Consider the following 14,328-nt stretch of genomic DNA (forward strand, 5'->3'; position numbering starts at 1 on the left):
ATTGTGCACCGCGTATAATCCGTTCATCATTAACCTCGCACCGGAGCTTCAGCATGTTCGTCCCCGCCCCAGAGATCTTCAAGGCCTATGACATTCGCGGCATCGTCGACAAGACCCTGACCGCCGAAGCCGTTCGCGCCATCGGCCACGCCCTGGGCTCCGAAGCCGTCGCACGCGGCCAGAAGGCCATCGCAGTGGGACGTGACGGCCGCCTGTCGGGCCCCGAACTGGCGGGCGCCCTCTCCGACGGCATCCGCGCTGCCGGCGTCGACGTGATCGACGTGGGCTGCGTCCCCACCCCGCTGACCTACTTCGCCGCCTACGAGCTGGGCACGAACTCCTGCGTCTCCGTCACCGGCAGCCACAATCCGCCGGACTACAACGGCCTCAAGATGGTCCTGGGCGGCCAGACCCTGTTCGGCGAACTGATCCAGGGCCTGCGCCAGCGTATCATCGACGGCGACCTGGTCACTGCGGCGGAGCCCGGCAAGCTGACCCAGGCCGACGTGGTCCCGGCCTACATCGAGAAGATCGTTGGCGACGTGAAGCTGTCCCGCCCCATGAAGGTGGTCATGGACTGCGGCAACGGCGTGGCCGGTGCCGTGGCGCCTGAGCTCTTCAAGCGCATGGGCTGCGAGCTGGTCGAACTGTTCTGTGAGGTGGACGGCAACTTCCCCAACCACCACCCGGACCCGTCCAAGCCCGAGAACCTGGCCGACGTGATCCGCGCTCTCAAGGAAACCGATGCCGAGATCGGCCTGGCCTTCGATGGCGACGGCGACCGCCTGGGCGTGGTGACCAAGGATGGCGAGATCATCTTCCCCGACCGCCAGCTGATGCTGTTTGCCGAGGACGTGCTGACCCGCGTGCCGGGCGGCGAGATCATCTACGACGTCAAATGCACCCGCAACCTGGCCGGCTGGATCAAGGCCCGCGGCGGCAAGCCCACCATGTGGAACACCGGCCACGCCCTGGTCAAGGCCAAGCTCAAGGAAACCGGCGCTCCGCTGGCCGGCGAGATGAGCGGTCACGTGTTCTTCAAGGAGCGCTGGTACGGCTTCGATGACGGCCTGTACACCGGCGCCCGGCTGCTCGAGATCGTCTCCCGTCAGCCCGACGCCAACCCCGTGCTCAAGGGCTTGCCCAACGCCACCAGCACCCCCGAGCTCAACATCAAGATGAACGAGGGCGAGCCCTTCACCCTGGTGGACAAGCTGAAGGCCGAAGCCACCTTTGAAGGCGCCGAGAGCCTGCTGACCATCGACGGCGTACGCGTCGAGTACGCCGACGGCTTCGGGCTGGCCCGCCCCTCCAACACCACCCCGGTGGTGGTCCTGCGTTTCGAAGCCGACAACGAGGCGGCCATCGCCCGCATCCAGGCCGACTTCCGCCGTGCCATCGAAGGCGTGTGGCCGGGCGTCAAGCTGCCGTTCTAATGCATGATCGCTGAATGAAAAGGGCCACCTTCGGGTGGCCCTTTTCACATCTCCGTCCGCTCAGGCGCGCTACAGGTCTGCGTGAGCGAAAAGGTTGCCCTCGACGATCTCGGGCAGCGCCATCCCCTGCGACAGCATCCAGTCGCGCACGGCCTGACCGGTGGCCTGCGGCCACGGCCGCAACTGCTCTGGCCGCAACAGCCGATACTCGGCCAGCTCCTCGTTGAGCACGATCTCGCCCCGCGCCTGCACGTGGTAGCCGATCAGGATCTCATTCTTGCGGAAGAAGGGGTAAGCCCCGAGCAGGCGCACCGACACCGCATCGAGATTGACCTCTTCCTTCACCTCGCGGGCTACGGCATCCTCGGGGGACTCCCCCTTTTCGAGGAAACCCGTGACAAGGGCGAACATCTTCTCTGGCCAGGCATGGTTGCGGGCCAGCAGGATGGCGCCATCCCGGTCCACGCACTCAATCACGGCCGCCACTACCGGCAGCGGGTTATCCCAGCGCACGAAGCCGCAGGAGGGGGTGTAGCAGGCCTGGCGCTCGGCGCCTGCCACTTCCCCCCACTCCAGCGGACTACCGCACTGGGGACAGAAACGCCAGGAAGGGCCGCTCATCGCCTTCAGCCCAGCTTGCCGCCGACCCAGCCGGCCACTCCGGCCAGCGCGGCCGGCAGGGCTGCTGCATCGGTACCACCGGCCTGGGCCATGTCGGGACGGCCGCCGCCCTTGCCACCGACCTGCTGGGCCACGAAGTTGACCAGCTCGCCGGCCTTGACCTTGCCGGTCAGGTCGGAGGTGACGCCGGCAATCAGGCTGACCTTGCCGTCGCTGACACTGGCCAGCACGATGGCCGCGCTCTTGAGCTTATCCTTGAGCTTGTCGAGGGTCTCGCGCAGGGTGGCCACATCGGCCCCGTCCAGGGTCGCCGCCAGCACCTTGGCACCGGCCACGTCGGCAGCCTGTCCCACCAGGTCATCCCCCTGGCTGGAGGCCAGCTTGCTCTTGAGGCGGGCCAGCTCCTTTTCGAGGGCCTTCACGTTGTCCATCACCTGGGCGACGCGGGCCAGCACCTCCTGGGGCTGTGCCTTGAGGGCACCGGTCACGCCGTCCAGCAGGGCCTGCTGCTCCTGCACCAGGGCCACCGCCACATCACCGCACACCGCCTCGATACGACGCACGCCTGCTGCGACGCCGCCTTCGAGGGTGATCTTGAACAGGCCGATGTCGCCGGTACGGGTCACGTGGGTGCCGCCGCACAGCTCCTTGGAGGAGCCGATGCTCAGCACCCGCACTTCGTCACCGTACTTCTCGCCGAAGAGCATCATCGCGCCGGTCTTCTGGGCCGACTCGATGTCCATCACGGCCGCCTCAGTGGCGGCATTGGCGAGGATCTCGTCATTGACGATGCGTTCGATGCGGGCGATCTCCGCGGCGGTCACGGGCTGGGTATGGGCGAAGTCGAAGCGGGTCTTGTCCGGATCCACCTGCGAGCCCTTCTGCTGCACATGCCCGCCCAGCACTTCGCGCAAGGCCTTGTGCATCAGGTGGGTGGCCGAGTGATGACGGGCGGTGCGGGCACGCGCCGCCACATCCACCCTGGCCGTCACGCCGTTGCCGACGGTGAGCTTGCCGGTGCTCACCACGCCGTGGTGGCCGAACACCGCGGCCTGGATCTTCTGGGTGTCTTCCACCGCGAAGATGCCATGCACGGACCGCAGCTCGCCACGGTCGCCCACCTGGCCGCCGGATTCGGCGTAGAAAGGCGTGTCGTCCAGCACGACAACGCCGATGTCGCCTTCGTTGAGTTCATTGACGGCCACGCCGTCCTTGTAGAGGGCCAGCACGTTGCCCTTGGCTTCCAGGTGCTCGTAGCCATGGAAGGTGGTGGCCGGACCGTCATATTCGAGGTTGGCGGCCATCTTGAACTTGCCGGCGGCGCGGGCCTGTTCCTTCTGGCGCGCCATGGCTGCGTCGAAGGCGGCGCTGTCCACGGTGACTTCGCGCTCACGGCACACGTCGGCGGTCAGGTCGAGAGGGAAGCCGAAGGTGTCGTGCAGCTTGAAGGCCGTCTCGCCATTGAAGACGGTATTGCCCGCCGCCGCCATGGCCGCGAGCTCGCCTTCGAGGATGGCCATGCCGTTCTCTATGGTGGCGAAGAAGCGATCTTCTTCCTGCTTGAGGATCTCGGTGACGCGCTGCTCCCCGGCCTTCAGCTCGGGATAGGCCTGGCCCATCTCGGCCACCAGGTCGGGCACCATCTTGTGGAAGAAGGCAGCACGGGCGCCCAGCTTGTAACCGTGGCGGATGGCGCGGCGGATGATCCGGCGCAGCACATAACCGCGACCTTCGTTGCCGGGGATCACGCCATCGGCTATCAGGAAGGAACAGGCGCGGATGTGGTCGGCCAGCACCTTGAGCGACGGGCTGTCCATGTCGGCATCGCTGGTCTCCCGGGCCGCCGCCTTGATCAGGGCCTGGAACAGGTCGATCTCGTAGTTGGCGTGCACGCCCTGCAGCACCGCGGAGACACGCTCCAGGCCCATGCCGGTATCCACGCTGGGCTTGGGCAGCGGATGCATCACGCCGGCCTCGTCCCGGTTGAACTGCATGAACACGTTGTTCCAGATCTCGATGAAACGGTCGCCGTCTTCTTCCGGGGATCCCGGGGGGCCGCCCCAGATGTGCTCGCCGTGATCGTAGAAGATCTCGGTGCAGGGGCCGCAGGGGCCGGTGTCGCCCATCATCCAGAAGTTGTCGGAGGCATAGCGGGCACCCTTGTTGTCGCCGATGCGGATCACGCGCTCGGCCGGAACGCCGATTTCCTTGGTCCAGATGTCGTAGGCCTCGTCGTCCTCCGCGTAGACGGTGACGGTGAGCTTGTCCTTGGGCAGCTTGAAGACGCCGGTGAGCAACTCCCACGCGTAGTTGATCGCGTCGCGCTTGAAGTAGTCGCCAAAGCTGAAGTTGCCCAGCATCTCGAAGAAGGTGTGATGGCGGGCGGTGTAGCCGACGTTCTCGAGGTCGTTGTGCTTGCCGCCGGCACGCACGCACTTCTGGGAGGTGGTGGCGCGGGTGTAAGGGCGCTTGTCGAAGCCGAGGAAGACGTCCTTGAACTGGTTCATACCCGCGTTGGTGAACAGCAGGGTCGGATCCTCGTGGGGCACCAGCGAACTGGAAGCCACGATCTGGTGGCCTTTGGAGGCAAAGAACTCAAGGAACTTCTGGCGGATTTCGGCGCTTTTCATCGGCGTGGGGTCTCCGGGTGACGTCGTCTGACGACGTTCAGGGGAACGCAATTATCAAAGCTGCAAATTGTAGCATCCAACCCTGCCACGTCCCGCTGGCTATAATCGCCCCTCCAATAACATCAACTCCTGCAGGAGACAGCGCTCATGGGCCACCGCCTTTCCAAGATCTACACCCGCACCGGCGACGCCGGCACCACCGGCCTCGGCAACGGCAACCGGGTTTCCAAGAACAGCCTACGCATCCACACCCTGGGTGAGGTTGACGAAGCCAATGCCGCAATCGGCGTACTGCTGTGCGAGGAATTGCCCGAGGAGGTACGCACCCTGCTCACCAATGTGCAGCACGACCTGTTCGACCTGGGTGGCGAGGTGTGCATCCCCGGCATGGAGATGATCACCGCCAAGCAGGTGCAATACCTGGAAGACGAGCTGGACCGGTTCAACGACGATCTGGAACCGCTGAAGGACTTCATCCTGCCCGGCGGCACCCGCGCCGCCGCGCTGGCCCACCAGTCCCGCACCATCTGCCGGCGGGCCGAGCGCATGATCGTCGCCCTGGCCCAGGAAGAGGCGGTGAATGACGCCCCGCGTCAGTACCTGAACCGTCTGTCGGACCTGCTCTTTGTGCTGGGTCGGGTACTCAACCGGGCCGGCGGCCGCGGTGACGTGCTGTGGCAGAAGCGCAAGAACGCCTGAGTCACGGGGGCCGCCTCACCATGGCGGCCGTTCCGCCACACAAACTTACCAATCGACCTTCTCCACGCTTCCCAGCGACCGGCCGAGAAAGCGCTCGCCGATGGTCTGGAAGCGCAGCGGGATATCGGTCACGGTATAGGCGTAGGTGGAAAGGCTGTCGCCCGGATTGGCGATCCCCAGCTCGTTCAGGGTACGCGCAGCCTGTTCGGCCACCGTGATGGCAGAGTCCACCAAGCGCACGTCGGGCCCCACCACTTCCTGCAGCAGCGGCTTGATCAGGGGGTAGTGGGTGCAGCCCAGCACCAGGGAATCCACGTTCTCCACCAACACCGGCTTGAGATACTCCTGGGCCGTCAGGCGGGTCACCTGGTGATCCAGCCAGCCCTCCTCGACCAGGGGCACGAACAGCGGACACGCCTGGGAGTACACCCGCACGTTCGGGTCGAGGGCATGCATGCGCCGGGCGTAGGCGTTGCTGTTGATGGTCGTCGGAGTACCAATCACGCCGATGGCACGCGACGGCGACTCGGCCACCGCGGCCCGGGCCCCGGCATCGATCACGTCCAGCACGGGAATTCCGCCAGCCTTCTGCTTGACCACATGGGATGCCACCGCTGCCATGGTATTGCAGGCGATGATCAGCATCTTCACCCCCTGGTTCAGCAGGTGATCGGTGATCTGCCCGGTGAAATGCTCGATGGTGGCCACCGACTTGACCCCGTAAGGGACCCGGGCGGTGTCGCCAAAATAGATGATGTTCTCGAGGGGCAGGCGCTCCATCAGCGCGCGCACCACGGTAAGGCCCCCCACGCCGGAATCGAAGACCCCGATGGGCAGCTTGCCAGTGTCAGACATGATCGAAGGGAAGGACAGGGGGAGGCGAATTCTACGCCACTCGGGCAGCCAATGCCCCCTCCCTCAATAGCCGAGGCGGGCCACCAGTTCGGCCTCTTCTTCCGGCGTGAAGGCGAACTTGTAGATGGATTTTTCATCGGACAGCTCCCGCCACCTGCCACCGATTTCCTTGAGACGCTGCTCGATGGTTGCGCAGGAGAGATGCATCAGCAGGGCTGGCGCCTTGACCCGCTCGCACATCCGTTCTCCACCCAGCTGCTTGAACTCAAGCAGATTCTCGTAAAAACTCCGATGCCGGGGGTTGATCTCGATGAGGATGTCGGTGCAGCCCTTGACCCGATAGGAATAGATGTACAGAAGATTGAACAGCGAGGCGATAAGCCGCTTGGAGCGGGCCGACGGATCAATGGCGAAGCGCCCGAACTCGCAGAGCTTGCGCCCCTGGGCTCTCAGGCGTGCAGCCTCAGGGCCGTAGGTCTTGTCGAGCGCCAGCCCCGCGGGAGAATCGACATTGACCGTCAAAGTCGCGTAAACCCGGCCGAACAGTTCTGCGTTCATCGTAAGCTGGTTCGGCTCATCCATCGAGCCAAGCTGCCCATAACCCCGCCAGGCATAGCGTTGCTCGATCAGCAGCTCCGTTTCACGCCGGCGATCGCCGTCACGCATGAGCATCTTGATACGGAACTTGCTGGGACGATCGCTCGGAGCGTCAACCTTGGGATCATCCTCCGCGATGCACAGAGGGTCAAAACGCCAAAGCTCCATGGCGGTCACCTCCGCGAGAGTCTGCGGAGGACGGCCATCGTCGGCGGGAGTTTTCGGCACTTTGCGTGACATCATTGCGTAAATATAACTTGCCTCAGCAAGCACGGGGATGATGTTGCCCAAGAGCCCAGGCGACATGCTCCCGGACCAGTGGCGACGGATCGTCCACACGGGCCTCCAGCGCCTCGATGACCCCGGGTTCACCCCGTGCATTTCCGAGGGCCACGGCCAGATTCCTGGACCAGCATTCAAAACCGATCCGGTAGATCGGACTACCTGCCATGCGCGCCTCGAAGGTCGACTTGTCCCAACTGAATAACTCTACCAGCCCTGCTGCGTCAAGCCCATTACGGGGCGTGAAATCCTGCACACTCGAGAGCCGGGCAAAGCGGTTCCAGGGACACACCAGCTGACAGTCGTCGCACCCGTAGATCCGGTTTCCGATCAAGGGCCTCAAATCCTCCGGAATGGCGTCCCGCAATTCGATGGTCAGGTAAGACACGCAACGCCGCGCATCGACACGGTAGGGGGCAACGATCGCCCCGGTCGGACAGGCATCGATACAGGCCGTGCATTGACCGCAATGGGCACTGACCGGTGGATCTGGCGGCAGAGGCAGGTCGGTGTAGATCTCCCCGAGAAAGAAGAACGATCCGGCCTCCCTGGACAACAGCAGGCTATGCTTGCCCCGCCAGCCCAGGCCCGCCTTCTCGGCCAGCGCCACCTCCATAACCGGCGCCGAATCCACGAACACCCGGGTCGCGACAGGCCCGGCTTCGGCGATCTGCCGGGCCAGGCCTTGCAGCCTGGCCCGCAGGACCTTGTGATAATCACGGCCGAGCGCATAGCGGGAAACATACGCCTTGCCCGCATCGGCCAGCACGGCGGCCGGGTCTTCGCCCTGTCCCAGGTAAGACATGCGCGCCGAGATCACGCGCAAAGTGCCCGGGATCAACTCGTCGGGGCGCGTCCGCTTGGCGCCGTGTTTGTACATATAATCCATCTGCCCATGGAAGCCCGCCTCCACCCAGGCAGCCAGACCGGCTTCGGAGGCGCTCAGGTCCACATCGGAAATACCGATCTCATCGAAGCCGAGCGCCTTGCCCCAAGCCTTGATTAGTATCGCCAGGGATGCCCAGTGCTCCCCATCGCCAGAAGGATTATCGTGTCCAACGTCCATTCCGCTGATGATAGCGGTCTCCCCGGCCCCATGCATCTCTCCGATGAAGCTGCCACCCTGAACGCCGGGGAAATCCTCGCCCGCAGCCTGCCGGACAGCCTCACCGCCTACCTTGTAGGCGATCTGGGCGCCGGCAAGACGACCCTCACACGCGGCCTGTTACGGGGCCTGGGTTACACCGGAAAGGTGAAGAGTCCGACATATACCTTGGTTGAACCATATAAAGATTCTAGAATAGTCGTATATCACTTTGATTTTTATCGATTCACTGATGCACATGAGTTTCTCGAAGCAGGTCTGGACGAGTATTTCGAAGGCCTTGGCGTACGGCTGGTGGAGTGGGCTGATCGCGCCCAGCCCTTCCTTCCTCCAGCCGACCTCGAAATCCGCCTCCAGGTGTCTGCCGCGGGCGGACGTGATCTCGCCCTACGGGCGCTGACTGGAGCCGGCCAACAATGTCTGCACGATTTCATGACGGCAAGTCGCTGACCCGCCGACGCTTCCTCGGCTCCGCCGGAGCCAGCCTGCTGCTTCTGGTCAGCCGCAGCGGCCAGGCCGCCGCCAGCACCGTGCTGGCCGTGCGGGTCTGGCCGGCCAAGGATTACACCCGGATCACCATCGAAAGCCGGGAATCCCTAGTGTTCACCCACCAGATGGTGCACAACCCCGAGCGCCTGGTCGTAGACCTCGAAGGCATCGAGCTGAACGAAGTCCTGCAATCACTGCCCGCCAAGATCACCGGCCAGGACCCCTACATCCAGCTGATCCGGGCAGGCCGCAACCGGCCGGGCGTCGTACGCTTGGTGATCGACCTGAAGAGCGAGGTCGTACCCCAGGTTTTCACCCTGAAGCCGGTCGGCGAATACGGCCACCGCCTGGTCCTCGACCTCTACCCGACGGAACCGGTCGATCCCCTGCTCGCCCTGCTGGAAAAGCTCTCCCCGGAGGAGGCGGCGGCAGGTGGCGCCACACCCCCGGCCAAGACCGACAGCAAGCCCGCCAGGAAGGTCGCCGAAGCGGAACGCAAGCCGGTCGAGGCCGCCCGCCGGGAAGCGCCTGCCGAGCCCCCCGCCGTACAGCCGGCAACCAAGGATGACCAGGGCGTGACCCGCCTGATCACCATCGCCATCGACCCGGGGCACGGCGGCGAAGACCCGGGCGCGGTCGGCGCCGCTGGCAGCTTCGAAAAGCACGTCACCCTCTCGGTCGGCCGCCGCCTGAAGGCCCGCATCGACGCCGAACCCAACATGCGCGCCATGCTGACCCGCGACGCCGACTACTTCGTCCCGCTGCAGCAGCGCGTCTCCAAGGCCCGCCGGGTCCAGGCCGACCTGTTCGTGTCGATCCACGCGGATGCCTTCATCAGCCCCACCGCACGCGGCAGCTCGGTCTTCGTGCTCTCGGACAAGGGCGCGTCCAGCACGGCAGCGCGCTGGCTGGCGCAAAAGGAGAACTCCGCCGACCTGATCGGCGGCATCAACCTCGGGATCAAGGACGACCACTTGGCCCGCACCCTTCTCGACCTGTCGCAAACGGCAGCCATCAACGACAGCCTGAAGGTGGGCAAGGCAGTGCTCGGCGAGCTGGGCGGCATCAACCGCCTGCACAAGGGCGAAGTGGAGCAGGCCAGCTTTGCCGTGCTCAAAGCCCCCGACATTCCCTCCATCCTCATCGAAACCGCTTTCATCTCCAACCCAGAAGAAGAAGCCCGGCTCAATGACGAGGCCTACCAGGACCGCATGGCCGACGCTATCCTGCGGGGGCTTAAACGCTATTTCGCGAAGAACCCGCCGCTCTCCAAGTCCAAGCTGGCCCGCCTGGATTGAGCCCTTCCAAGGCGGGGGGCCTGGCCTGACGGCTAGCCGCCCGCCGGCGAATACACCACGAAGCGGTCGCCCCCTTCCTTCTTGGCTTCATACATCGCCTGATCGGCATGCAGGAGCAGCTGCCCGGCATCCTCAGCATCCGAGGGAAAAAGGCTCACGCCGATGCTGGCAGTCACCCGACAGCCGGGGCACAAGTCCAGATCCAGGGCGATCGCGGCCAGCACCCGCTTCATGATCTCGAACAATTGCCAGTCAGCGGCAGCGCCCTCCAGCAGAAGCACGAACTCGTCCCCACCCCAGCGTGCCACGGTATCGCCATCCCTCAGGGCGGCGCTCAGGCGCCCGGCCACCTCACGCAGCACCGCATCCCCAACCTGGTGGCCCCAGCGATCATTGATCGGCTTGAAGCCGTCCAGATCAAGCAGGCACACGGCGATACGCATTCCACTGCGTTGCGCCTTGGCAAGCATGAAGGCCAGTCGGTCGTCGAGCAGGTTCCGGTTGGGCAGCCCCGTCAACGCGTCGCTGTGGGCCATCTCACTGAGCTTCTCCCGCGAACGCTTCAACGCGACATTGAGGCGACGGGTCCGGACATACAGCACCACCAGCACCAGGGACAAGACCAGCACCCCGGCAAGGATGGGGACCGAGTAAGCCCGCAGGACATCCGCCAACGGGATGGGCTCTCTCTGATCGTAGGGATACACCCCGTGCCGACGCATCAGTGCTTGCACCCGCTGATACTCCAGCGGCGTCGACCAACGATGGTAGCGGGCGCTGCGGGCGGCCGGCCCGTCGGGTGGCATCAGCAGAAGGGCCGCCACAACCTTGTTGGTGATGTCGATGGACACGTGCGGCGCAGCCGCCAACGGCCATTCAGGGTAAAGCTCGGTACTGATCAGGAAAGGAAAATCCGGCGTGGGAACCGCATTGATGACCGAGAGGCGGGACAGATCGATCTTTCCCTCCCGAGCCATTGCCTCCAGCACCCCGGTCCTTACGAAACCCACGTCCGCGCGTCGCTCCAGAACCGCATTGACCACGAGATCCTGCGGAAAGCCCAGGAAATCCAGCTTGCAATCCTGCTCAATATCCACGCCGGCCCGCATCAGCAGGTCGTACTGGAGCAGAAAGCCCGCAAAGGACGTCCGGTCAACCGCAGCAATCCGGCGCCCCTTGATGTCCTCCAGGCCCCGGATGTCATGGCGATCACTGCGGGCAAAGACAAGCCCGCCAAACTGCTTGACCACCTTTCCGTTCTCCCGCTTGACCAGCGTCGCCACGCGCGACACACCGAAGCGCACCTCCACGACGATGTAGTGCTGGGGATTGGTCAGCACGAAATCCAGCTCCCGGCGAGCCAGCGCAGCCTCGAACTCCGGAAGGGTCAGCGGCACCACCTCGAAGCGGGCATCGGCAATCTGCGCCGACAGGAAGGCCATGGTCGGCCCCCACTCCTCGAGTGTGACCGCCTTGTCACGAAAGGATGTGACCCCAACCCGATAGACCTGTCCGGCGCACACCACGGAAGCCACTAGACACAACAGCATCCCGGCCAAGCCACGCCACACGGCCATCGAGCACCTGCAGACGCTCATCCGACGCATCATCGACCTCAAGCCCCTGCAGACCTGCAGGCAAGCTCCATCGAATATGGACACAAAAAGTCACGAAACTCATGCATGCAGGCCTTATCGGCCATCCCGCCGGAATCTGGATGGCAAAGCCCGACCATGGCACCGCGACACCACCTGCCCAGGCGCCGTTGAGTGAGTTTCAAAGAAAACAAATAGAGTTACAATGAAAACAAACCTCAAAAGGAAAAGACCATGCTCACAGCCCCGGCCCAGCCCGGCGAAGCCATTGACCGCAAGGCAATTGCCAGCATGCTGATGAAGCTCTTCGACCACTGGCAACTCAGCACCGAAGAACAACTCGACGCGCTTGGATTCGCCATCAGCAATCGGGCCGTGCTGGCCCGCTACCGGCGCGGCGAAGCTATTTCCGGCAGCCGGGACACCCTGGAGCGCGCCGGACACCTGCTGGGCATCCACAAGAACCTGCGCCTGCTCTTCCCCCACGACCGGGACCTCGCCTACCGCTGGATCAAGACCCGCAACCTGGCCTTTGAAAACCGCAGCCCGATCGAGGTGATCCGGGAATTCGGCTTCGCCGGACTGCTGATGGTTCTGGCCTATCTCGACCGGGCGCGCGGCCAATGAAACAGGTCTTCGAGCACGTGGGGCTCGCTGATACCCACACCGACCTGATGCGCAACATCGTCTCCCTGCGCATCTCGCAGGATCTCTTCGACGACCTCAGCGACAATCCCGCGGAGCGCGATGCCGCCGTCGCTCTGGAACTGACCACCAAACCCCGCCTGTTCGCGTCCCCACAACCCGTGATCCAGCGCCCCTTCGAGGAAGCCGCCTGGAACGAGGCTGTCCGCTACCCCTTCACGCACTGGATGCTCAGCCGCTACTCGGACGGCAGCTTCGGCGTCTGGTATGGCGCAGACAGCGTGGAGACCAGCATCCACGAGACCGTGCATCACTGGCGTACCGGCCTGCTCGCCGACGCCGGCTTCCAGCGCCCCGACATCCGCCTGGAAAGAAAGGTCTACCGGGTCCGCTGCGATGCGGCCCTGGTGGACCTGCGTCCGGCCATTACCCACGAAGCCGCACTGCTCGATCCCGACGACTACACGCTCACCCACCAGATAGGCACAAAACTGCAGCGGGAAGGACACCCCGGCCTGGTCACCCGATCCGCCCGCTGCAACGGGGATGTCTATGCCATCCTCAACCCCGGGGTTTTATCGTCACCCAGACAAGCCTGCCTGCTGACTTACGTAACCACCGCAGACGGCGGCGTGAGGGTGGAGCGGGAGCCTGACTCAACCTGGATGCGCCTTCCATGACCAAGGGCTGCCTACGCAACTCCGGATGGCACCAGCCACGCGCATACACGCGAACGCTACGGCAAGGCATTGAGCCTCGCGCAGAAAACGCAATTCAGGGAAAACAGGAAAGGATGGTGGAGGGGGAAGGATTCGAACCTTCGAAGGCAGTGCCGTCAGATTTACAGTCTGATCCCTTTGACCGCTCGGGAACCCCTCCACGGGGTACTGCAGATTAAAAGTGCCAACACACAAACTGCTGGCACTTTTACAAATTGATTGGTGGACCGAATGAGGATCGAACTCACGACCTCCGCATTGCGAACGCGGCGCTCTCCCAGCTGAGCTATCGGCCCACGTAAGCCGCGCATTATAGCGGCGTTTTTTTTGGATGCAAAGCCCGAATGCTTCGAATACCCAGAGGCCTTCAGGTTTCGTCGTCTTCCCCCGAGCCCACCGCCGCACGCCCGAGGCGATCGGCGACCGCGGCCCACTCCGGCGTGACAGGCGGCTCCTCGACGAGGATGCGCCGGCTGGGCGATTCGTCGAGCTCCCGCAGGCGGGCATAGAGATCGTGACCATAAGCCGCAGGGTCGGTCTGCGCCACCACCCAAAGGACACCAGCCCCCAGGCCGGCAGGCGCCGCGCTCCGAGCCAGCACCACATCGCCGTCGCGCAACCGGGGGACGATCCCGTCAAGCGGCAACAATTCGAGCGGAGTGCGCGGCGCATAGTGGGCCGCCAGCGAGCCGGACACCCTCGGCACAGCGCCCCGCCCCACGGCCTGCTCCATTTCATCCCGCAGACGCGGGCGCCGGCCGATCACCCGGGCGATCTCATCAACGCCAATAGCCCCGGGGCGCAGGATCACCGGCACATCCCGAGACAGATCGAGGATGGTGGACTCCAGGCCGACCTGGCAGGCACCCCCTTCGAGGATCAGCGGCACCCTGTCGCCCAGCTCCTGGCGCACATGCTCGGCCGTCGTCGGGCTGATCCGGCCGAAGCGGTTGGCGGACGGGGCCGCCACCCCCCCACCGAAGGCACGCAGCAGCTCCAGCGCGACAGGATGGTTCGGCACCCGTAGACCAACGGTATCCTGCCCGCCGGTGACCAGATCGGGGACCCCCTCTTCCTTGCGCAGGATGAGGGTCAGCGGACCCGGCCAGAAAGCCCGGGCCAGGGCGATCGCCTCGCGCGGCACGTCCCTCGCCCAGTCGAGCAGCCGTTCGGCATCAGACAGATGCACGATCAGCGGATGGTCGGACGGACGCCCCTTGGCTGCGAATATCTTTGCCACCGCAGCAGGGTTGAGCGCATCGGCCCCCAGGCCATAGACGGTCTCGGTGGGCAGCGCCACCAGTTCACCCTGGCGCAGAAGCGCAACCGCGCGCTGGATGTCGTTCATCCCTGGCTT

General features: G+C 64.5%; 13 protein-coding genes and 2 tRNA genes. 6 read left to right on the forward strand and 9 right to left on the reverse strand.

What is annotated here, in order from left to right:
• The first annotated feature begins 53 nt into the window (after positions 1–53).
• Complete coding sequence (locus HHL15_RS22320; RefSeq protein WP_169148029.1) at positions 54–1,436, forward strand: phosphomannomutase/phosphoglucomutase; 1,383 nt, start codon at positions 54–56, stop codon at positions 1,434–1,436.
• 69 nt (positions 1,437–1,505) lie between these two features.
• Here the strand turns inward: HHL15_RS22320 and HHL15_RS22325 are convergent, their stop codons facing one another.
• Both HHL15_RS22325 and alaS read right to left on the reverse strand, forming a co-directional pair.
• Complete coding sequence (locus tag HHL15_RS22325) at positions 1,506–2,057, reverse strand: NUDIX domain-containing protein (protein ID WP_169148030.1); 552 nt, start codon at positions 2,055–2,057, stop codon at positions 1,506–1,508.
• A gap of 5 nt (positions 2,058–2,062) precedes the next feature.
• Entirely contained in the window at positions 2,063–4,687 is a 2,625-nt protein-coding gene (alaS, locus tag HHL15_RS22330) for an alanine--tRNA ligase (protein ID WP_169148031.1), read from the reverse strand.
• A gap of 147 nt (positions 4,688–4,834) precedes the next feature.
• Here alaS and HHL15_RS22335 point away from each other — a divergent pair, with 147 nt between their 5' ends.
• A complete protein-coding gene (locus HHL15_RS22335; RefSeq protein ID WP_169148032.1) occupies positions 4,835–5,386 on the forward strand; it encodes a cob(I)yrinic acid a,c-diamide adenosyltransferase in 552 nt (183 codons plus the stop codon).
• Between the two features lie 45 nt (positions 5,387–5,431).
• Here the strand turns inward: HHL15_RS22335 and murI are convergent, their stop codons facing one another.
• From murI to queG, 3 genes are all read right to left on the reverse strand, one after another.
• Positions 5,432–6,241: a glutamate racemase gene (murI, locus tag HHL15_RS22340; RefSeq protein ID WP_169148033.1), complete on the reverse strand. Its 810-nt coding sequence runs from the start codon at positions 6,239–6,241 to the stop codon at positions 5,432–5,434.
• Positions 6,242–6,304: 63 nt separating this feature from the next.
• The gene (locus HHL15_RS22345) at positions 6,305–7,129 is read right to left on the reverse strand and encodes an N-acyl amino acid synthase FeeM domain-containing protein (RefSeq protein ID WP_169148034.1); all 825 of its coding nucleotides are present in this window, start codon (positions 7,127–7,129) and stop codon (positions 6,305–6,307) included.
• Positions 7,101–8,186 carry a tRNA epoxyqueuosine(34) reductase QueG gene (gene queG / locus HHL15_RS22350; RefSeq protein ID WP_169148035.1) on the reverse strand — a complete coding sequence of 362 codons (1,086 nt, stop codon included), beginning with the start codon at positions 8,184–8,186 and terminating at the stop codon, positions 7,101–7,103. Before queG ends, HHL15_RS22345 begins: the two co-directional genes overlap by 29 nt.
• Here queG and tsaE point away from each other — a divergent pair.
• Both tsaE and HHL15_RS22360 read left to right on the forward strand, forming a co-directional pair.
• Positions 8,169–8,675, forward strand: coding sequence for a tRNA (adenosine(37)-N6)-threonylcarbamoyltransferase complex ATPase subunit type 1 TsaE (gene tsaE, locus HHL15_RS22355; RefSeq protein ID WP_328825076.1), 507 nt, complete (start codon positions 8,169–8,171; stop codon positions 8,673–8,675). The two genes, queG and tsaE, sit on opposite strands and share 18 nt — an antisense overlap.
• Complete coding sequence (locus HHL15_RS22360) at positions 8,642–10,012, forward strand: N-acetylmuramoyl-L-alanine amidase (protein WP_169148036.1); 1,371 nt, start codon at positions 8,642–8,644, stop codon at positions 10,010–10,012. Before tsaE ends, HHL15_RS22360 begins: the two co-directional genes overlap by 34 nt.
• Before the next feature lie 32 nt (positions 10,013–10,044).
• On the opposite strand, the gene HHL15_RS22365 is transcribed toward HHL15_RS22360, so the two are convergent.
• On the reverse strand, positions 10,045–11,610 hold the full coding sequence (locus HHL15_RS22365) for a diguanylate cyclase domain-containing protein (RefSeq protein WP_169148037.1): 1,566 nt from the start codon (positions 11,608–11,610) through the stop codon (positions 10,045–10,047).
• 231 nt (positions 11,611–11,841) lie between these two features.
• On the opposite strand from HHL15_RS22365, the gene HHL15_RS22370 reads away from it, so the two are divergent.
• Both HHL15_RS22370 and HHL15_RS22375 read left to right on the forward strand, forming a co-directional pair.
• Positions 11,842–12,234: an MbcA/ParS/Xre antitoxin family protein gene (locus HHL15_RS22370; protein WP_169148038.1), complete on the forward strand. Its 393-nt coding sequence runs from the start codon at positions 11,842–11,844 to the stop codon at positions 12,232–12,234.
• Positions 12,231–12,932: an RES family NAD+ phosphorylase gene (locus HHL15_RS22375; RefSeq protein ID WP_169148039.1), complete on the forward strand. Its 702-nt coding sequence runs from the start codon at positions 12,231–12,233 to the stop codon at positions 12,930–12,932. The genes HHL15_RS22370 and HHL15_RS22375 overlap by 4 nt, the downstream gene beginning before the upstream one ends.
• A gap of 114 nt (positions 12,933–13,046) precedes the next feature.
• Here HHL15_RS22375 and HHL15_RS22380 read toward each other — a convergent pair.
• From HHL15_RS22380 to HHL15_RS22390, 3 genes are all read right to left on the reverse strand, one after another.
• Positions 13,047–13,131, reverse strand: a tRNA-Tyr gene (locus tag HHL15_RS22380).
• Positions 13,132–13,191: 60 nt separating this feature from the next.
• Positions 13,192–13,267, reverse strand: a tRNA-Ala gene (locus HHL15_RS22385).
• Between the two features lie 71 nt (positions 13,268–13,338).
• Positions 13,339–14,319: an L-threonylcarbamoyladenylate synthase gene (locus HHL15_RS22390; protein WP_169148040.1), complete on the reverse strand. Its 981-nt coding sequence runs from the start codon at positions 14,317–14,319 to the stop codon at positions 13,339–13,341.
• Positions 14,320–14,328: the final 9 nt, after the last annotated feature.

The sequence above is a fragment of the Zoogloea dura genome (genome assembly GCF_012927165.1).
Classification (GTDB): Bacteria; Pseudomonadota; Gammaproteobacteria; order Burkholderiales; family Rhodocyclaceae; genus Zoogloea; species Zoogloea dura.